Origin of the sequence: Streptococcus mitis (assembly GCF_002096835.1) — a bacterium.
In the GTDB taxonomy this organism is placed as follows: Bacteria; Bacillota; Bacilli; order Lactobacillales; family Streptococcaceae; genus Streptococcus; species Streptococcus mitis_W.
The window spans coordinates 176,057-196,150 of the sequence record NZ_NCVG01000020.1; the positions used below are offsets into that span (position 1 = coordinate 176,057).

19 protein-coding genes, 1 riboswitch and 2 other annotated features are annotated in these 20,094 nt (G+C 43.5%); of the genes, 6 read left to right on the top strand and 13 right to left on the bottom strand.

The features are described 5' to 3' along the window. Positions 1-9 precede the first annotated feature (9 nt). The 9 genes from B7699_RS04070 to B7699_RS04115 all read right to left on the bottom strand — a co-directional run bounded on the left by B7699_RS04070 (position 10) and on the right by B7699_RS04115 (position 10,528). Positions 10-576 carry an aminodeoxychorismate/anthranilate synthase component II gene (locus tag B7699_RS04070; RefSeq protein WP_033679778.1) on the bottom strand — a complete coding sequence of 189 codons (567 nt, stop codon included), beginning with the start codon at positions 574-576 and terminating at the stop codon, positions 10-12. Continuing rightward, positions 573-1,934 (bottom strand): anthranilate synthase component I, encoded by a 1,362-nt coding sequence (gene trpE, locus B7699_RS04075; protein ID WP_084927224.1) that lies wholly within the window; start codon positions 1,932-1,934, stop codon positions 573-575. Before trpE ends, B7699_RS04070 begins: the two co-directional genes overlap by 4 nt. A gap of 71 nt (positions 1,935-2,005) precedes the next feature. Continuing rightward, positions 2,006-2,231, bottom strand: a binding site (T-box leader). Further along, positions 2,228-3,406 (bottom strand): tryptophan synthase subunit beta, encoded by a 1,179-nt coding sequence (gene trpB / locus B7699_RS04080; RefSeq protein ID WP_000208437.1) that lies wholly within the window; start codon positions 3,404-3,406, stop codon positions 2,228-2,230. (Overlaps the previous feature by 4 nt.) Before the next feature lie 66 nt (positions 3,407-3,472). Further along, positions 3,473-3,703 (bottom strand) — a binding site (T-box leader). A gap of 34 nt (positions 3,704-3,737) precedes the next feature. Further along, complete coding sequence (locus tag B7699_RS04085) at positions 3,738-4,967, bottom strand: DegT/DnrJ/EryC1/StrS family aminotransferase (RefSeq protein ID WP_004256034.1); 1,230 nt, start codon at positions 4,965-4,967, stop codon at positions 3,738-3,740. 42 nt (positions 4,968-5,009) lie between these two features. Further along, on the bottom strand, positions 5,010-5,702 hold the full coding sequence (locus B7699_RS04090) for a sugar transferase (RefSeq protein WP_084927225.1): 693 nt from the start codon (positions 5,700-5,702) through the stop codon (positions 5,010-5,012). 206 nt (positions 5,703-5,908) lie between these two features. Next, on the bottom strand, positions 5,909-7,651 hold the full coding sequence (locus B7699_RS04100) for an ABC transporter ATP-binding protein (RefSeq protein ID WP_084927226.1): 1,743 nt from the start codon (positions 7,649-7,651) through the stop codon (positions 5,909-5,911). Continuing rightward, entirely contained in the window at positions 7,641-9,386 is a 1,746-nt protein-coding gene (locus B7699_RS04105) for an ABC transporter ATP-binding protein (RefSeq protein WP_084927227.1), read from the bottom strand. The genes B7699_RS04100 and B7699_RS04105 overlap by 11 nt, the downstream gene beginning before the upstream one ends. Positions 9,387-9,440: 54 nt before the next feature. After that, complete coding sequence (locus B7699_RS04110) at positions 9,441-10,076, bottom strand: DUF421 domain-containing protein (protein WP_000174447.1); 636 nt, start codon at positions 10,074-10,076, stop codon at positions 9,441-9,443. Next, entirely contained in the window at positions 10,073-10,528 is a 456-nt protein-coding gene (locus B7699_RS04115) for a DUF3290 family protein (RefSeq protein ID WP_000675328.1), read from the bottom strand. Before B7699_RS04115 ends, B7699_RS04110 begins: the two co-directional genes overlap by 4 nt. A 133-nt stretch (positions 10,529-10,661) precedes the next feature. Here B7699_RS04115 and B7699_RS04120 point away from each other — a divergent pair, with 133 nt between their 5' ends. The 4 genes from B7699_RS04120 to B7699_RS04135 all read left to right on the top strand — a co-directional run bounded on the left by B7699_RS04120 (position 10,662) and on the right by B7699_RS04135 (position 14,083). Next, positions 10,662-11,489: an exodeoxyribonuclease III gene (locus B7699_RS04120; RefSeq protein ID WP_084927228.1), complete on the top strand. Its 828-nt coding sequence runs from the start codon at positions 10,662-10,664 to the stop codon at positions 11,487-11,489. An 11-nt stretch (positions 11,490-11,500) separates the two neighbouring features. Beyond that, positions 11,501-11,887, top strand: a complete 387-nt coding sequence (locus B7699_RS04125; RefSeq protein ID WP_000386237.1) for a bleomycin resistance protein — start codon at positions 11,501-11,503, stop codon at positions 11,885-11,887. Positions 11,888-12,018: 131 nt separating this feature from the next. Further along, a riboswitch (purine riboswitch) is annotated at positions 12,019-12,114 on the top strand. A gap of 125 nt (positions 12,115-12,239) precedes the next feature. Beyond that, positions 12,240-12,821 carry a xanthine phosphoribosyltransferase gene (locus B7699_RS04130; protein WP_084927229.1) on the top strand — a complete coding sequence of 194 codons (582 nt, stop codon included), beginning with the start codon at positions 12,240-12,242 and terminating at the stop codon, positions 12,819-12,821. Continuing rightward, a complete protein-coding gene (locus tag B7699_RS04135; protein WP_084927230.1) occupies positions 12,821-14,083 on the top strand; it encodes a nucleobase:cation symporter-2 family protein in 1,263 nt (420 codons plus the stop codon). Before B7699_RS04130 ends, B7699_RS04135 begins: the two co-directional genes overlap by 1 nt. 32 nt (positions 14,084-14,115) lie before the next feature. Here the strand turns inward: B7699_RS04135 and B7699_RS04140 are convergent, their stop codons facing one another. From B7699_RS04140 to B7699_RS04150, 3 genes are all read right to left on the bottom strand, one after another. Then, positions 14,116-14,520: a PaaI family thioesterase gene (locus tag B7699_RS04140; protein WP_084927231.1), complete on the bottom strand. Its 405-nt coding sequence runs from the start codon at positions 14,518-14,520 to the stop codon at positions 14,116-14,118. Positions 14,521-14,589: 69 nt separating this feature from the next. Continuing rightward, positions 14,590-16,071, bottom strand: coding sequence for a UDP-glucose--hexose-1-phosphate uridylyltransferase (locus tag B7699_RS04145; RefSeq protein ID WP_084927232.1), 1,482 nt, complete (start codon positions 16,069-16,071; stop codon positions 14,590-14,592). An 18-nt stretch (positions 16,072-16,089) separates the two neighbouring features. Next, on the bottom strand, positions 16,090-17,268 hold the full coding sequence (locus tag B7699_RS04150; protein ID WP_084927233.1) for a galactokinase: 1,179 nt from the start codon (positions 17,266-17,268) through the stop codon (positions 16,090-16,092). A 164-nt stretch (positions 17,269-17,432) separates the two neighbouring features. Between B7699_RS04150 and galR the strand changes: the two genes are divergently transcribed. After that, positions 17,433-18,437 (top strand): DNA-binding transcriptional regulator GalR, encoded by a 1,005-nt coding sequence (gene galR / locus B7699_RS04155; protein WP_084927234.1) that lies wholly within the window; start codon positions 17,433-17,435, stop codon positions 18,435-18,437. A 33-nt stretch (positions 18,438-18,470) separates the two neighbouring features. On the opposite strand, the gene B7699_RS04160 is transcribed toward galR, so the two are convergent. Further along, entirely contained in the window at positions 18,471-19,361 is an 891-nt protein-coding gene (locus B7699_RS04160) for a cation diffusion facilitator family transporter (RefSeq protein WP_084927235.1), read from the bottom strand. A 132-nt stretch (positions 19,362-19,493) separates the two neighbouring features. Between B7699_RS04160 and B7699_RS04165 the strand changes: the two genes are divergently transcribed. Continuing rightward, positions 19,494-20,030: a TetR/AcrR family transcriptional regulator gene (locus tag B7699_RS04165; protein ID WP_004235331.1), complete on the top strand. Its 537-nt coding sequence runs from the start codon at positions 19,494-19,496 to the stop codon at positions 20,028-20,030. The last annotated feature ends 64 nt before the right edge of the window (positions 20,031-20,094 follow it).

Consider the following 20,094-nt stretch of genomic DNA (forward strand, 5'->3'; position numbering starts at 1 on the left):
CTAGTTTCCTCACTTTACAACATTCTCGATAAAATTCCGAATAGAAGACAAGCCGTCAGGCGTTCCGATACTTTCTGGATGGTACTGGAAGCCATAAATTGGAAGGGTTTTGTGTTGAATTCCCATAATAGCTTGGTCATCAGTCGAACGAGCTGTCACTTCAAACTCTTCTGGCATTTCTTCAATCAAAATACTGTGGTAACGCATGACCGCACGGCCATCCTCGATGCCTTGATACAAAACAGATGGTGCTTCAAAGCTGATATTGCTCTGTTTCCCATGCATGACCTTTGGAGCCAAGCCTAGCTTACCACCAAAGACTTCTGCGATGGCTTGGTGACCTAAACAAATCCCTAGAATTGGCTTCTTGCCTGCAAAGTCACGAATCATATCTTCCATCTTTCCAGCATCAACAGGCCAACCAGGACCCGGAGAAAAGACCAGACCATCTGCTTTTTCAGCTTCTTCATACAGCTTGGGATCATCATTTCTCAAGACCTGCACTTCTGCAAAATTCCCAATGTATTGCGCCAAGTTATAGGTAAAAGAATCATAGTTGTCAATCAATAAAATCATGGTCTTAGTTCTCCAATTCTAGTCATAGATTTAGCCTTATTAATGGTTTCTTGGTATTCGTTTTGGGCAATAGAGTCGTAGACAATCCCTGCCCCAGCCTGCACATAGGCTGTTTGATTTTTGAGAATCATGGTTCGAATGGCAATAGCGAAATCCATATCTCCCGTTGCAGACAAGTAGCCGATTGCTCCTGCGTATACGCCTCGTTTTTCCGTTTCCAGTTCATAGATGCGTCTCATAGCCCGAATCTTTGGTGCTCCTGACACTGTTCCAGCTGGAAGTGTTGCTTTCAAAGCATCCATGGCAGTGAGTTCTGGAAGCAAACGCCCCTTGACCACGCTGGTCAAATGCATGACATAACGGAAAAGCTCCACTTCCATATACTTAGTGACTTGGACACTGGCCGTTTCAGAGATGCGACCAATATCGTTACGTCCCAAGTCTACTAACATCCGATGCTCTGCTGTTTCCTTCTCATCCGAAAGCAGGTCTGTCGCCAAAGCCTTGTCTTCTTCATCCGTAGCTCCTCTTGGTCGTGTCCCTGCGATCGGATTGGTTGTCACGATGCCATTTTTGACAGAAACCAAACTTTCTGGACTGGCACCGATGATTTGATAATCCCCAAAATCATAGAAATAGAGGTAATTGGATGGATTGGTCACGCGGAGATTTCTGTAGAAGTCAAATGGATTTCCAGTAACTTCTGCTGAGAAACGCTGACTGAGTACACATTGGAACATATCCCCGTTACGAATCAAGTCACGAGCTATTTCCACCATTTCCTCAAACTTCTGAGGAGCGATATGCGGTTTGAAGTCTAACGGAGATAGATCCAAGTCTTCAAATTCATTTGGAGCAGGGATGCGTAATTCTTCAAGCACTTGGTTCAAGGCTTCTTCCAAGTCTTCTTGACTGCGCTCACTATAAAGTGCATCCTCGATGACATGGATTTTTTCCTTCTTGTGGTCAAAGACCATATAGCTCTCATAGACATAGAAATGCATGTCTGGTGTCCCAATTGTATCCTCAGGGATTTGACCAATTTCTTCATAAAGAGAAATCATATCGTAACCCACAAAACCAATGGCTCCTCCACCAAAAGGTAGGTCTGAATGGTGTTGGCTCTTATGAGTCACTTCATAAAGGAAATCCAAGGGATCACGATCAATCACTTGCCCATTTTGATAGAGAACTCCATTTTCAAACTTAATCTCAAAAACTGGATTATAGGCTAAGATCGAAAAACGAGCTGTTTCCTTGTCTCTCGGAATACTCTCTAAGATAACCTTGTGTTGCCCCTTTAGGCGCATATAAGCCAAGATTGGTGATAAGACATCTCCATGAATGATTCGTTCCATTGTAATTTCCCTTTCAGTTCTGCTTCTAGTTCGTGGCGACTGTATGAAAAATCCCCACGCAAAATAACTTGCGTGAGGACGAAATTCGCGGTGCCACCTCAATTATAGGATTTCTCCTATCTCTCATTCCTGTCTCAGAAACCTCCTGTAACAGGCTGTGCGATAAAGGGCACTCCCTTGAGAATTATGTTTTTTTCTCTTGTTCCAAATGGACCCAACCTTACAGCTTTCTCTACTTGTTTCCAGCAACCACAAGCTCTCTGTGAGAGAAAGGACTGTAATTTTTCCATCTATTATTTCTTAGCTTCTAGGTAGTCTGCAATCGCAGCTACGTCCTTGTCTCCACGACCAGAGACATTGATAATGATAATGTCGTCTTTACTTAGTTTCGGTGCACGTTTAACTGCTTCTGCGATAGCGTGCGAACTTTCAATCGCTGGGATAATTCCTTCAGTCTTGCTGAGGAGGAGCAAGGCTTGAACCGCTTCTTCGTCTGTCGCTGCAACATATTCCACGCGACCTGAATCTTTGAAGTAGGCGTGTTCTGGGCCAACCCCTGGATAGTCCAATCCAGCTGAGATAGAGTAAACTGGAGCCAGCTCTCCATCTTCCTTAAAGACTGCATAGGTCTTCATGCCGTCGACAATTCCGATACTACCTTTTGTCATAGTAGCTGCGTGCTTGTCTGTGTCAAGTCCATGACCAGCAGCTTCGACCCCAACCAATTTGACTTCTTCATCAGCCACATACTGAGAAAAAGCACCGATGGCATTGGAACCACCACCTACACAAGCAATAACGTAGTCTGGTAAACGGCCTTCTTTTTCTAAGATTTGACGGCGAGATTCTTCACTGATGATCTTTTGGAACTCATGAACAATGGTTGGATATGGGTGAGGTCCCACAGCAGATCCCAGAACATAGAAGGCTTCCAAATCATTCATCCATGCTCCAAAGGCTGCATCAACCGCATCCTTAAGAGTTCGTGTCCCTGTTTCAACTGCATGAACAGTTGCTCCCATCATCTCCATACGGAAAACATTGAGACGTTGACGTTCCACATCCTCTGCTCCCATGTAGACATCACAGGCCATACCAAACTTGGCTGCAGCCGCTGCTGTCGCAACACCGTGCTGACCAGCTCCTGTTTCTGCGATTACTCGTTTTTTGCCCATGCGTTTAGCCAAAAGAATTTGTCCTAAAACGTTGTTGAGCTTGTGAGAACCAAGGTGGTTAAGGTCTTCACGTTTGAGATAAATTTTAGCTCCACCTAAGTGATCTGTCAAACTCTCTGCAAAATAGAGCGGTGTTTCGCGACCTGAATAGTCCTTTAAGTAGTGGCGAAATTCTGCCAAAAATTCTGGATCATCCTTGTACTTGTCAAATGTCACTTCCAACTCATCCAACAAAGCCTGAATCGGCTCCGGTACGAAACTACCACCAAATTGTCCAAAATAACCTTTGGTTGTCATAAAATTTTTCCTCTTTCTGTATTGATTTCAAGATATGAAAAAGCCCACACACAGAAAATTACTCTGCGTGAGGGCGTTGGTAACGCGGTGCCACCTCAATTATAAAGGGACTATCCCCTTTACATCTCTTCCTTGTCTAACAACAAGTTGCACTGTAAGGTGTGCGCACCGAATTTTCATTGTTTCAAATTCATTTTTAAAATCAGCCCACTTTCACTACTTCCAACCACCTGTTCACAATCACCACAGGCTCCCTGAAGATCAAAAATAGTTACTTTTCTGATTTATTGAACTTATTTTAATACTTTGTTTTTTCTTTGTCAAGACTTTTTTACAATTTTTTTGATGAAGCTAGTACTTTTTCAGAAACTGTTTTGAAAGTCTCAATGATATAGTCCACTTCTTCATCGCTTAATTTAGTGTGAAGAGGGAGCGTAATTTCATTTTCAAAGAAGGCATAAGCCTTAGGATAGTTCGCCATATCAAAACCAAGATTCTTATAGGCTGTCAAAAGCGGAAGCGGTTTGTAGTGGACATTGCTTGCAATTCCTGCTTTAGCTAATTCTTGGATAATAAGATTGCGTTCTTCTAAACTCGCTCCTTCTACATGGGTGATGTAGAGGTGGCGTGAAGATTCGACAGTTTCAGTCTTGTGTGCCAATGGATGGATACGAGAACCTGCAAAACCACGATCATAGCGGTTCACGATCTCCTTACGACGTTCTAGCAAACTTGGGTAACGGTCCAATTGTACCAAACCAAGTGACGCCATGATATCGGTCATATTACACTTGTAGGCTGGTGTGACGATATCATATTCCCATGAGCCCAGTTGCATCTTAGCAAGGGCATCCTTAGTTTGCCCGTGAAGGGAAAGAATTTGGAATTCCTTGTACATTTCTTCGTCATCAATCGCTGGATTGGCTTTCCAAGTGGCACTTCCTCCCTCAGCAGTTGTAAAGTTCTTAACTGCATGGAATGAGAAGGAAGTAAAGTCCGCGATAGAACCAGCTGGTTGCCCTTTATAAGTAGACCCCAAAGCGTGGGCACTATCAGAAACAATCACAATACGGTTAAAGACCTTTTGCCACTTGCTTGAAGCAGTAAAGAGATCACGTTTCTTCTCCACAACTTGGAACAAACGGTCATAGTCGCAAACAATCCCCGCAAGCTCTACTGGAATAATCACCTTAGTCTTTTCAGTGATAGCTTGCTCCAGTAAGTTATAGTCCATCTCAAAAGTATCTGCTTGGATATCCACCATGACAGGAGTTGCTCCTACGTGCGTGATAACACTACATGAAGCTGTATAGGTCATGGCTGGAACGATGACTTCATCTCCAGGTCCCACTTCCAAAACGCGCAAAATCAACTCAAGAGCAGCAGTTGCAGAGTTAAGACAGACAGTCTTAGGCGTCTGTGTGTATTGAGACAAGCGACGCTCCAATTCTTTGGTCTTAGGACCAGTTGTAATCCAACCAGAACGAAGGGTATCCGCTACTTCAGCAATTTCAGCTTCGGTGATATCGGGTGGTGAAAATGGAATATTGTAATTTGGCATTGATTTGCTCCTTTTATCTGTACTCATTTTCTCATGACTACTTTATTTTAGCACTTCAAACACGGTTTGAAACATGATTTTGATGTCTCCAAGGAAACTAAATTCTCGGAGATAGGCGAGGTTATAGCGCATCTTTTCAGGAAGGACATATTCGACATAAGCCCGGTCAACTGACAGACCTTTCTCCACCATTTGACTGATGATAGTATCCTCATCCTTGTAGTGAATGCTGGCCGGAGAGGTAATCCCTGCTGGTAAGAGCAAGGTCGCCATCATTTCAGGGCTATACTGCTCTGTGTAACGAGGCACTTCAGGACGCGTCCCTACAAATGACATCTCACCTTTAAGGACATTGACCAGCTGAGGCAGTTCGTCCAAACGCACACGGCGGATGAAATTTCCAACCTTGGTAATGCGACTATCGTTAGCAGAAGTCACCAGACTCCCTTTTTTATCCGCATCCGTCACCATGGTACGGAACTTCCAAATCTTGAAAGGTCGATTGTACTGGGTCACGCGCTCTTGCTTGTAAATCACTGGCCCCTTGCTATCCAACTTGATCCAAATGCTCAAGATTAGAAAGATAGGAGAGGTCAGAACCAGTACGACCAAGGCCAGAACCCAGTCCAAACAACGCTTAAAAATCAGCGAACCCTTCCTTTTAGAGACAAGCTGGTAGTAAGACTCAACCTCGCTTGATTTCATTTCCACGGGCAAGTCTTCCCATTTCAGCATGCTGTTTCTCCTTTGTTTTTATTATACTATTTGTCAACATTTTTCATTATACCACAAAATGGAAAAGGCGGTGAAAGAAATCTGTAATTTGAATGATTTCCTTCTTATGCTCAATGAAAATCAAAGAGCTAGCCGCAGGCTGATCAATGTACAGCTTTGAGATTGCAGATAAAGCTGACATGACTTGAATAAATTTTCAAAGAATATTAAGACATGGCCCCTGCCTGCAAGCTATACATCTTGTGGTAGGTTCCACCCAGAGCCAAGAGTTCCTCATGAGTTCCACTCTCGATAATGCGCCCCTTATCCAAAACATAGATACAGTTGGCATCTTGGATGGTAGAAAGACGATGGGCGATGGCAATGGTTGTTCGTCCCTGTCTCATCTTAGCCAGAGAAGCTTGAACCAAACTTTCTGTTTCAGAGTCAATATTGGCTGTCGCTTCATCCAAAATCAGGATTTTAGGCTGACTGGCGACTGTTCTAGCAAAGGCAAGAAGCTGACGCTGACCAGTAGAGAAGCTCGAACCACGCTCAGACACAGGTGCATCATATCCCTGAGGAAGTTCTTGAATAAAGGAATCTGCATCCACGAAGGCTGCCGCAGCCTGGACCTGCTCATCACTAATGTCTTGGTACATGGCGATATTGGACTTAATGGTCCCGTGATAGAGGAAGGGATCCTGCAAGACCAAACCGATGTTTTTTCTCAGCTCTTCCTGACTATAGTCTCTAATATCCACCCCATCCAAGAGAACTCGCCCTGACTGGAATTCATAAAAGCTCATGAGGACATTTATAATCGAAGATTTCCCCGAACCTGTATGACCTACAAAGGCAATGGTTTCACCCTTGTTAACAGAGAAAGAAATATCATCCAGAATCTGATGTTTACCGTCATATGAGAAACATACATGTTCAAAACGGATATTGCCCTCTTGGACTTTAGACTGCCCATCTTTTTGATGAGGCTCATAGGTCTTCTCGTCAATCAAGGCAAAAACACGGCCTGCAGACACCATGGAAGTTTGAAGGGTTGAAAAGTTTTGCGTCACCTCGATTAAGGGGTCAAAAAGACGATTGATGTATTGGATAAAGGCATACATGGTTCCGGCCGTTATCCCGATAGAAAGACCACGATAGCCAAAGTAGGCCATCAAGACAGCATAACCTAGAAGTTTCAGCAAACTCATAGCAGGCCGCAAAAATAGGGCATCCAAGGCTACAGAACGGTTGGCGTAGACCAAGTGTTCTTGGTTGATCTCATCAAATTCTGCCTGCAGGCGCTTCTCTTGGTTAAAGGCCTGGATAATCCTGATTCCCTCGATGTTTTCAGCCAGTTTGCTATTGATATCTGATAAGAGACTTCTGGTTTTCTCGATGATTTTCACTGACTTTTTCCGATAGAGATTGACCAAAAGAAAAATCAAGGGTAGAAAGAGCAGGACTAAAGCTGTCAAACGAAAATCCAGAACCAACATGGTATAAAGGGTTGTCAGAAAAATAAAAACTGCTGAGATAAAGCTAGACAAAATCCCCGAAAACATATCACTGATGGTCTCGGTATCATTTGTCAAACGAGAGACGATGGAACCTGCAGGTGTTTTATCAAAATAAGACATGCCTAATTTCTCCATATTGGCAAAGGCATCCCGACGAATATCCCTAACAATACTGTAGGACACCCGTGCAAAGAGAAGATTACCGACATACTGAACCAAAGTTTGTAGGATATAAAGGCCATAGTAGGCCAATAAAACAGTCACAGCGAGTTGGTTGAGATTGCTGAGATACTGGTCAATGAAGTGGGAAGCCACAAGGGGAATGACACTTTTAATGACCGTAGTTGCTAGGAGAAAACTGAGTGCCAAAAAGGTCAGGAGTCCATAGGGCTTGAGATAGGACATCAAGCGCTTCAGTACAGCCCATTGTTCTTTCTTATTCTGCATCTTCTTCTCCTTTCATTTCCAACTGCTGAGACTGGTAGGTTTGGGCATACCAACCATCCAAAGATAGCAAGTCTTCGTGCCTGCCTCGTTCGATAATTTGACCATTTTGCAGGACTAAAATCAAATCTGCATGGACAACTGCACTCAGGCGATGAGCTGTGATAATGGTTGTCTTGTCCTTTCGTGTCTCCTTGAGGTTGTCAATAATGGCATACTCTGTCTTGGCATCCACGGCTGACAAAGAATCATCCAAAATCAAGATATCAGGGTCTAAAATCATAGCCCGACTCATGGCCAGACGCTGCTTTTGACCACCTGAGAGACTGACTCCCTTTTCACCAATTAGCGTATCAAAACCCTGAGGCATGGCTACAATATCTTGGTAAACTTGGGCTAGTTTGGTCGCTTCCTCGACCGCTGAAAGGGGCAAGTTAGGATTGCCAAAGCGGATATTATCTAAAATCGAAGTCGCAAAGAGGAACTGGTCCTGAGGGACATAGCCCATAAGACTGCGAAGGTCTGTTAGACGATAGTCCCGAATATCGTGACCATTTAGATAAATGGCTCCCTTGTCCACATCGTATTCACGTAATAGAAGTTTGATCAAGGATGTTTTCCCAGAGCCTGTCTGCCCTACCAAGCCCAATGTTTGCCCTTTTTCCAAACTAAAGTGAATATCCGTCAATGTTTCATCATCTTCAAAGGCAAAACTATCAATATTGTACTCCAAGCGCCCATTTTCAATACCATCTAAAGGAATCTCAGGGTCTTGTACAGGTGATTTCTGAGACAACAGTTCCTCAATCCGCTGGTAGGAAACCTTCCCTCGCTGAGTGATATTAAAGAGGAAACCAATAGCCATAAGAGGCCAAACCAGCATATCCAAGTAGCTGATAAAGGTGACCAGATTACCAACCGTAATCTGCCCTTCCTGAACCATCAAGGAACCAACCAAAAGCGTTAAAACATAGGATGAACCAACAAACAAGAGAACCATGGGATCAAAGAGACTATCGTATTTCATAGTTTGGAGGTTCTTTTGGAAGGTCAATTCATTGACTGCCTGAAAGGACCTCAACTCGTCTGCCTGATAACCGAAAGACTTGGTCACTTTGATACCTGATACAGACTCCTGCACCTTGTTATTGAGTTCGGAAAAGGCAGCTTGGGATTCGCCAAAAGCCTTGTGAGTCTTTCTGCCTAAACGACTAGTTGCATAAGCCATGAAAGGTAGGGGCAAAATGGCAACCAGAGTCATCTGCCAGGAAATGCTAAAGAGCATGGTCAGCAAAGTCACTAGAGCCGTGATAGAGGCATCCACCGCTGACATGACACCACCACCTGCGAGACGAGTCAAAGCATTGATATCGTTGGTTGCGTGCGCCATCAGGTCCCCCGTCCGATAGGTCTGATAAAAGGCTGGAGACATTTTTGTGAAATGCTCAAACAAGCGAGACCGCATAATCTGCCCCAAACGGTAGGAAGTTCCAAGGATATACATACGCCAAACATAACGCAGATAGTACATCCCAAAAGCCGCAAGAAGCAAATAAAATAAGTCAAGAAGGAGGTCCTGCTGGGTTAATTGTCCCGATGTGATAGCATCAATGACCCGCCCCATGACCATGGGGGGAATGAGATTAAGGACGGAAACCAAGACCAGGGCCACAATTCCGACTAGATAACGGCGTTTTTCTAACTTGAAAAACCACCAAAGTTTTTGAATAATGGACATAAAATCCCTTTCTGATTGCAAATAGAAACCTGAGGCCAAGACCCCAGGTTTTTCTTATTCATAGGTTACGACTGTAACGGCACCCTTGTCATACTCAGCGATAAAGATATTAGCTACATTGTCATGTCCTTGCTTGTTGAGGTTATCAAGCAACCACTCTTCGCTACGACCAATCGATTCCAAAACATCTACTTGGATCACACCGTCAGTCACAACTGGATACTTAGGATTTTCATCTCCCATTTGGACCACGATGAGTTGGCCATTTTGCTCTTGCACAGCTCGTTTAACTTGCTTCATCTGGAAAATTCCTTGGCTACGAAGTTTGAGAGCAACATCTGCCGCAGACAAACCAACTGAACGACAGGCTTCTGGGTCAATTTGCCCATTTTTGATGAGCAGAGTCGGTTTCCCATCAATCAAGCGTTTGACAAAACGAACATTGTTATTGAGCCATTTGAGGGTCAAGACCAAAATCGTCCACATCATCAAAATCACTGCATACTGGAGAATGCTGATAGAACTATTGTAAATCACCCCACCAATGATACCACCGAGAACATAGTTCTGAATTTGGTCTGTAGCAGAGTTAGGTGCTAGGTTCCCCTTTCCTGTCACATTGATAACAAAAACAAGCGAGAAAAGACCCAAGGCCAGTTTGATTAAAATTTCCATGTAGTTGAGTGTCATTTGTTTACCTCCACCAATTCAATAGCGTCTGTTTGATGCAATTCTAATTTCTCTAAAAGATACTTGTCTGGTTGGCTCCCGTTCATGGCACGATAGAAATTTGAACCTACCTTGATAAGTGCTCCATCAGTGGCAGCTGAAGTATTGACATAAACTTCTGATTTATCCACTCCCAAGTCTTTAGAAATGACCTCTATGAAATGAAGGGAAGTTTGAAATTGATTGTTAGAGGCTTGATTGGTCTGGTATTTTGAGATTGTTACCAAAAGCATGGCTACCAAAGTCAAGGCCAAAATCATGACCAATTCACGAAACTTAGTTCCCTTTTTATCACGATAAGCCTTAAAAGCAAAAAATCCTGTGATAGCTAGGAGAACAATCCCAAAGCCAATCATGATGCCATTTTGCTGACTGATTTGGCTAAGTACATAGTCATATGAGTAAAATTTCATTTATTTTCACTCCCTTTCATAAAATCATTCTTCATTATAAACGAAAGAGGGTGATTTTTCAAGCCATACGTTGGGGAAATAGACCTTTTTTTGGTATAATAAAATCTATAATCTGAATGAAAAAGGTAACTTTATGAAACTTATCTCATGGAATATTGATTCCCTTAACGCAGCCCTAACTAGTGACTCAGCTCGAGCGAAATTGTCCCAAGAAGTCTTACAAACTTTGGTCGCTGAAAATGCTGATATCATTGCTATCCAAGAAACCAAGCTTTCTGCCAAAGGGCCTACAAAGAAACACTTAGAAATTTTAGAAGAACTCTTCCCAGGCTACGCAAACACGTGGCGCTCTTCCCAAGAGCCTGCCCGTAAAGGCTATGCTGGAACTATGTTCCTCTATAAGAAAGAACTTACGCCTACTGTCACTTTCCCAGAAATCGGTGCTCCTTCTACAATGGACTTGGAAGGCCGTATCATCACTCTAGAATTTGATGAATTTTTCGTTACCCAAGTTTACACACCAAATGCTGGAGATGGACTCAAACGCTTGGAAGAACGTCAAGTCTGGGATGTCAAATATGCTGAGTATTTAGCGGAGTTGGACAAACAAAAACCAGTCCTTGCAACCGGTGACTACAACGTAGCCCACAATGAAATCGACCTTGCAAATCCTGCTAGCAACCGCCGTTCACCTGGATTTACCGACGAGGAACGTGCTGGATTTACCAACCTTTTGGCAACTGGATTTACGGATACCTTCCGCCACATTCACGGCGATGCTCCAGAACGCTACACTTGGTGGGCACAACGCAGCAAGACTTCTAAAATCAACAATACAGGCTGGAGAATCGACTACTGGCTTACCAGCAACCGCGTGGCTGACAAGGTAACCAAGTCTGACATGATTGACTCGGGTGCGCGTCAAGACCATACGCCGATTGTATTGGAAATTGAACTTTAAGGAGAAAGCTAATGGACTATCAAGCTGTCATTCCTGAATTTGTAGTATCTGACCTCGAAAAGTCACGCCACTTCTACTGCGACTTGCTGGGATTTTCTGTCGAATACGAGCGTCCAGAGGAGAAATTTCTCTTCCTCTCGCTTGAAGACTGCCAACTTATGCTAGAAGAAGGCAGCACAGAAGAATTAGCCCAACTAACCTATCCTTTCGGGCGCGGTGTCAATATTTCCTTTGGTATTGAAGATGTCCCTCAGCTCCACCAAAAACTGCTGGAGGCCAACTATCCTATTTATCGTCCGCTGACAAAAAGAGAATTTCGAGTGGGAGATAGCTTTATTTACCCTCATGAATTTGCGATTTTGGATCCAGATGGTTATTTTCTAAGATTTAGCGAATAGAATAATCGAAGTCTACAATACTATCTAGCCTTGTAGGCTTTTTCGTTCGCTTTTATGATCTATTTGCTAACAAAATATTTGATTTATAAAGCTAATTGGTGTAAAATAAAAACATTGGCAGTAGCCTATTTAAAATTGAATATCATTTTACTTGTTTATGTCGTGAATTGGCACGACGTTTCTACAAGGTGCTGGAACACCTAACAATGAGTATGTCAGCTGAAGGTATGGTTTTGGCCATGCCTATTTTGGGGACTTGCTTAGGGAATTAAGTAGGTCCTTTTTTCTAGCCCTTTTTGAGACGATAAAGGCGATAGAAAAACACAAAAGAGTTTAGACTTTAGGAGGTCTTATGAAATTATTAGAAGAGCGCATCTTCGAGGATGGGCATATCTTGGGGGACAACATCCTCAAGGTGGATTCCTTTTTAACCCACCAAGTTGACTTTAGCTTGATGCGAGAGATTGGTAAGGTATTTGCGGAAAAATTCGCTTCTGCTGGCATTACCAAGGTCGTAACCATTGAAGCGTCAGGTATTGCCCCAGCCGTTTTTACTGCCGAAGCCTTGAATGTTCCCATGATTTTCGCCAAGAAAGCTAAAAACATCACCATGAACGAAGGCATCTTAACTGCAGAAGTCTACTCCTTTACCAAGCAGGTGACCAGCACCGTTTCTATCGCTGGAAAATTCCTCTCACCAGAGGACAAGGTCTTGATTATCGATGATTTCCTTGCTAATGGCCAAGCTGCCAAAGGCTTGATCCAAATCATCGAACAAGCTGGAGCAAAAGTCGAAGCGATTGGTATCGTGATTGAAAAATCTTTCCAGGATGGTCGTAATTTGCTTGAAAAAGCAGGGTATCTAGTCCTATCACTGGCTCGCTTGGATCGTTTTGAAAATGGTCATGTCGTATTTAAGGAGGCAGATCTCTAATGCAACAACAAGAAAAACACTCGCAAGCAGCCGTTCTTGGCTTGCAGCACTTACTAGCAATGTACTCAGGTTCTATCCTGGTTCCTATCATGATTGCGACAGCTCTTGGCTATTCAACTGAGCAGTTGACCTACCTAATCTCCACAGATATCTTCATGTGTGGGGTGGCCACCTTCCTCCAACTCCAACTCAATAAATACTTTGGAATTGGACTACCAGTCGTTCTCGGAGTTGCCTTCCAATCCGTCGCTCCTTTGATTATGATTGGGCAAAGCCACGGTAGCGGTGCTATGTTTGGTGCCCTTATCGCATCAGGGATTTACGTAGTTCTTGTTTCAGGCATCTTCTCAAAAGTGGCCAATCTCTTCCCATCTATCGTAACAGGATCTGTTATTACCACGATTGGTTTAACCTTGATTCCTGTCGCTATTGGAAATATGGGAAATAACGTTCCAGAGCCAACTGGTCAAAGTCTCTTGCTTGCTGCTATTACTGTTCTGATTATCCTCTTGATCAACATCTTTACCAAAGGATTTATCAAGTCTATCTCTATTTTGATTGGTCTGGTTGTTGGAACCGCTATTGCTGCTAGCATGGGCTTGGTGGACTTTTCTCCTGTTACAGCAGCACCACTTGTCCATGTCCCAACTCCACTCTACTTTGGGATGCCAACCTTTGAAATCTCATCTATTGTCATGATGTGTATCATCGCAACGGTGTCTATGGTTGAATCGACTGGTGTTTATCTAGCCTTGTCTGATATCACAAAAGATCCAATCGACAGCACGCGCCTTCGCAATGGTTACCGCGCAGAAGGCTTGGCCGTACTTCTCGGAGGAATCTTTAACACCTTCCCTTACACAGGATTTTCACAAAACGTTGGTTTGGTTAAATTATCAGGTATCAAGACTCGCCTGCCAATCTACTACGCAGCTGGTTTCCTGGTTCTCCTTGGACTCCTTCCTAAGTTTGGCGCCCTTGCCCAAATCATTCCGAGCCCTGTCCTCGGTGGTGCCATGCTGGTGATGTTTGGTTTTGTATCAATTCAAGGGATGCAAATCCTCGCCCGTGTTGACTTTGCTAATAATGAACACAACTTCCTTATTGCAGCTGTATCAATCGCTGCAGGTGTCGGTCTAAATAACAGTAATCTCTTCGTCAGCATGCCAACAGCCTTCCAAATGTTCTTCTCAAACGGAATCGTCGTAGCCAGCCTACTCGCTATTGTCCTCAATGCAGTATTAAATCATAAAAAGAAATAAGAAAAAGAGGTGCGAGCCTCTTTTTTGTTTATCTATATCCTTACCTGTCTGTCTTCTGACCTCTGGCCTGTGACAAACATGGTAAAGGTTGCTTTGCAGACGTTTCTGCCTTCTTGATTGGTGATATCGACATCCACGACACAGGTTGTGCGACCTTGATGGACACATTCTCCTTTAATGGTCAATACATCGTCGAGTTTTCCTGCTTTAAGGTAGTTGATAGAAGACTGGAGCGTCACTCCATCAAGTCCCAGCGAGATAACCACCAAACCACTGATCTGGTCACAGAGCGTGAAAAGATAGCCACCATGAGCATTGCCATAGTAGTTGAGCGACGAGTTCACTACTTTGGTCGTCACCACAACGTGACCATCTCTCATTTGTTCAATTTCGTAATTTTCAAAGGCAGATATAGCGTCAAAATGAAAGTCTTTCATCGTTTCCTCCTGATATTTCAAACGACACTATGATACTACTTTTTATAGGACTGTGCAAGGAGAAAGCACCTAGTCTGGCAAAATTCCAACCTGCTCCACAAAGCGCATAAAGGCTGCCTGTCCTTGTTCTGTCTGCTTGTAGACTCCTGCGTCCTCAAGTACACGCGCAAAGATAGTACCCACAGAGTCCTTGACGATTTCAAGGGCTGTTTCTTTATCCGTTAGGTCTGAATGGTGGGCTCTAAGTTGGTCTGCCCATTCCTGATGATAGTCGGCAACTGCATCACCATCTCCCACGAGATAGCTAGCGACTTGCTCTACTTCTTCTTTCAGACGTGGTGGCAAGATTGCCAAGCCCATGACCTCAATCAAGCCGATATTTTCCTTCTTGATATGTTGAACATCCTTGTTAGGATGATAGATGCCATCAGGATGTTCTGCAGAAGTCTGATTGTCCCGCAAGACCAAGTCCAACTCAAACTGGCCATCACGTTTGCGCGCTATAGGTGTGATGGTGTGATGCGGTGTCCCATCAGTCTCTGCCAAAATCTGCACTGCAGGATCTGAATACTGGCGCCATTCCTGCAAAATCTTATCAGACAAGTTGATCAAATCTTCTTTGGAATCCGAAGTCAAACGCAACACTGACATTGGCCACTTGACAATCCCAGCCTTGACCTGTTCAAAACCAGTAAAAGAGAAAGTCTTTTGCAAGGGAGCCAATTCCATAGGAAAGACGTGACGGCCTCCCTGATAATGATCATGAGTTAGAATAGAGCCCCCAACAATCGGTAGGTCGGCATTAGAGCCAGCAAAATATCCTGGAAACTGCTCTACGATAGCCAGTAGACGCTCAAAACTCTGACGACTAATGGCCATGGGACGATGTTGGCCATCTAAGAAAATACAGTGCTCATTAAAGTAAGCATAGGGCGAATACTGGAACCCCCACTCCTGACCCGCCATTTCAAAGCGGATAATACGGTGGTTGCTACGAGCTGGGTGGTTGACCCGACCATGATAGCCCTCATTCTCTAGACAAAGCTGACACTGAGGATAATTACTAGCTTGCACCAACTTGGCTGCCGCAATCTCTTTGGGATCTTTTTCAGGCTTAGAGAGATTGATGGTAATTTCAAGTTCTCCGTAGTCAGACGGAACCCTGTAGGCAATATTTTTAGCAATGGCCTTGAGTTTGATGTAGTCATTTTTCTGGCTGAGCTGATAGAAGTCTGCTATCGCTTGCTCAGGAGATTGGGCATAGGTTGCCCAGAAATCACGATTAACCTGACTCGGACATGGGGTCACCAAGTCCATCAATTCAGCACCGAGGATTTCACGCGCAGTCTGACTATCTTCAATCGTCTGTAATCGAACGGCTTCCTCAACCAGATGATCCTTGAGGTCAATCAATTGATCCAGATTGGTCTCAACTTCCAAAACACCGTCTCCCACTCGTGCCAAGACACGATTGGTCAGGTAGATTCGATCCATTTCCTCAAATGAACTTTCAGAAATGACATATGTTACAAATTTATCTACTAAGGTCACTATAAAGCCTCCTTTTGACTAGTCAAGGACGCGAGTGCCACCTGCAACTTCAGCGATATAGAAGCTTGGAGCGTATCCAACTACCTCCTCGTAGTGTTTGCCTACAGCTTCCTTAAAGGCCTCAACAGTATCTTTTTGAACCAAGGCAATGGCACAGCCACCAAAACCAGCACCCGTCATGCGAGCACCGAGAACACCTTCTTGATCCCAAGCTGTGTGAACAAGAGTATCCAATTCCAAGCCAGTTACTTCATAATCATGCTCCAAAGAAACGTGAGACGCATTCATCAAGCGACCAAATATTTCCAAATCACCTGCTTGAAGGGCTGCTTGAGCTTTGAGGGTACGTTGGTTTTCAAGAACGGCATGGCGAGCACGTTTCAAACGATTTTCGTCTTTAATTAGATAGCTGTATTGGTCAAAAGCCCATTCGTCCAATTCACCCAAGGTTTGAATGTCCAAAGCCACTTGTAGTTCTTCTACTGCTTTTTCACACTCAGCACGGCGTTCATTATATTTAGAATCCGCCAATTCACGGCGTTTATTGGTGTTCATGATAACAACGACATTGTCCTTCAAATCAAGTGGCACCAAGTCATACTCTAAGGTGTTGGTATCTAGGTAAATAGCACGTTGGTCAGCCCCCATACCGATAGCAAATTGGTCCATAATGCCAGAGTTGACTCCGATAAAGTTATTTTCTGTTTGTTTTCCAATTTTAACCAAATCGAGACGCTCTAATTTTAAATCAAAGAGATGCTCTGCCACGACTCCTGTCAAGAGTTCCAAGGATGCTGAAGAAGACAAGCCAGCACCATTTGGAATATTCCCATAAACATAAAAATCAAAACCTTTGTCAATCACGTGCCCAGCTTCTTGCAAGAAATGAAGAACCCCTTTTGGATAGTTGGTCCAGCTATGCTCTTTTTCAAACTTGAGGTCAGCTAGAGGCACTTCGATAATTCCCTTGTCCTCAAAGTTGGCTGAGTAGAAACGCAAGACTTGGTCGTCACGCTTACGAGCTGCACCGTAAGTTCCTAAGGAAATCGCAGCAGGAAAAACGTGACCGCCATTATAGTCCGTGTGTTCACCAATCAAGTTAATACGGCCTGGTGAAAAGAAAGTTTGGTCTGCTTCTTGACCAAAAACAGCAAGAAAGTCTTTGCGAAGCGCTTCAGCAGTAAGATGTTGTGTCATATGATTTCTCCTTTTACTGTCCGTTAAGTCACCTTAACGTGTAATCGTTTTCTTCTATTGTATCCAAGGGATTTCCCAAGGTCAATCCTTTTTACTAAATTTTTACTAAACTATCAGTAAAAGACAGAAAAATATGATATACTAACTTAAAAGAAGGAGGTTTTATGGCTACCTTAAAAGACATTGCACAGCTAGCCTCTGTCTCTATCGCGACCGTATCCCGTGTCCTCAATCGCGACCAGAGTCTATCTGTTACAGAAGAAACCAGACACCGTATTTTAACCGTTGCTGAAGAGCTGGGCTACACTAAGCACCTCAAGACAGGCGAGTCCCACAAACCCAAGCAAAAGATTGCCATTATCCAATGGGTCAGCGAACAAGGGGAGCTGGACGACCTCTACTACTACCAAATTCGCCTAGGCATCGAAAAAAGAGCCCAAGAGTTGGACTATGATATCTTGCGCTATTTTAATGACCATCCTTTTACCCTAAGCGAGGAAGTGATTGGGATTCTCTGCATCGGAAAATTTAGTCGAGCTCAGATTTCTGCCTTTGAAGAATACCAAAAGCCTCTTGTATTTTTAGACAGCGATACACTTTCCCTGGGACATACCTGCATTATCACGGACTTTTACACTGCCATGAAACAAGTTGTCGATTATTTTCTCAGCCAAGGTTTGGACCGTATCGGGATTCTAACAGGCCTTGAAGAAACAACCGACCAAGAAGAAATCATTGAGGATAAGCGACTGGAAAATTTCAGAAACTACAGTCAAGCAAAGGGAATCTATCATGATGAACTGGTCTTTCAAGGAAGCTTTACCGCCCAGTCTGGCTATGACTTGATGAAGGAGGCCATTCAGAACTTAGGAGACCAACTGCCACCAGCATTTTTTGCTGCTAGTGATAGTTTAGCCATCGGTGCCCTCCGTGCCCTCCAAGAAGCTGGAATCAGCCTGCCAGACCGCGTCAGTCTTATTTCCTTTAACGATACTAGCCTGACCAAGCAAGTCTATCCTCCCCTCTCCAGCATCACCGTCTATACCGAAGAAATGGGCAGAGCAGGCATGGATATTCTTAATAAAGAAGTACTCCACGGTCGCAAAATCCCTAGCCTAACCATGTTGGGAACCAGACTGACTCTGAGAGAAAGTACAAGGAATGAATAGGATAACAAAACGACCTCTAGCGAGGTCGCTTTTCTAATGATGATGCCCATGCTTCTGCTCTAATTCTCTCACCCTCCGCTTATGTTGCGCATGATTGCTTTGACTGGTGTCCACTTCGATAGTAATATTCTGCACACCTCTTTCTTCTAAGAGCTGACGTACTTGATTCTTTGTTTCCGTCATCTCCTCCCAATCCTCTAAACAGATATGGATAATAGCATTATTTTCTAGACCATCCATGGACCAAATGCTAAGTTGATTGACACTTTTGACATTGGTCAGAGCCTCCAAATCCTTCTCCAAATCACCTGTCTCTAGTCCTTCTGGCACAGCATCCAGGAAAATCTTGAGTGCGCTCCAAAATCGAGGAATAGCTTTTGTTAGAATGAAGATGGAAATGACAAGCGATAAGAGCGGATCAAGGATATACCAATCTGTAAATCGGAGGATAATCGCCATTAGAATGACAGCCAACCAACCTAGAGTATCTTCCAAAAAGTGCAGGCTCAGAATTGACTCGTTCTTTGTCTTTCCCTTACGAACTACTAGACTAGCTAGCACATTGATACTGACTGCAATGATTCCTAGCCAGAGGACGCCTTCGTCATTAACGGGCTGTGGATTCAAAAGTTTAGTTATATTTTCCAAGATCACTAGAATGGATCCTGTGATAAGAATCACAGCAGTCACTAGGGCCCCTAAAAGACTAAATCGCTTGTAACCCAAGGTGTATTGCCTATCTTCTTCTCTATTTGAGATTGTTTCTAAAAAGGCCGATATGCCGATTGCTATAGCATCTCCCAAGTCATGGATAGAATCAGCAAGAACTGCACTCGAACCAAAGATTCCTCCTGCGATAAACTCAACAATCGCATAGCTTAAATTTAAGAAAAAAGCTAACCAGATAGATGTTTTAGAACTCATTTCTCTCCCTCCTTTGGTATAATGGGTATATACATACTTCTTTCATTTGTATTATCTAATAAAATTCAAAGAAAGGATAGAAGCAAACTGTCAGCCATGTTCAGTTCTGAACAGTTTGTCTCAAGTGTCTACATGCCAAAAAGAGACCGTCGAGTCAGCAAGACGAAAAAAGCCATCTATCAAGCTTTTTTACAACTTTTGAACGACAAAGGCTATGATGCCACTACTGTTCAGGATATCATTGACCTAGCAGATGTTGGGCGTTCTACTTTTTACTGTCACTATGAAAGCAAGGAACTCCTTTTAGATGAGCTCTGTCGCTACCTCTTTCATCATCTCTTTGAAAGGGAAGGACACTTTACTACCGAGGACTACCTCGCACATATCTTTTTACATTTTCAGAAAAACCAGGACCATGTTACCAGTCTGCTATTTTCCAAAAATGACTACTTCCTCCGTCAACTCCATAAAGAGCTAGAACACCATGTCTATCCCATGTTGGCTGATGAGTTAAAAGAAGCCCACACTAATCTGCCTACTTCTTACCTCCAACACTTGGTCGTGTCCAACTTTATCGAGACATTGACCTGGTGGCTCAAAAAAGGACAAGACTTTACATACCAGGAAGTTGTCCAGTTTTATCTAGACCTTCTCATTCCTAAAAATTGAATACAGAGTAGAGCTCAGTTGCCTTATTTCTAGGCTACTGAGTTTTTATCTTTTCAACAATCAA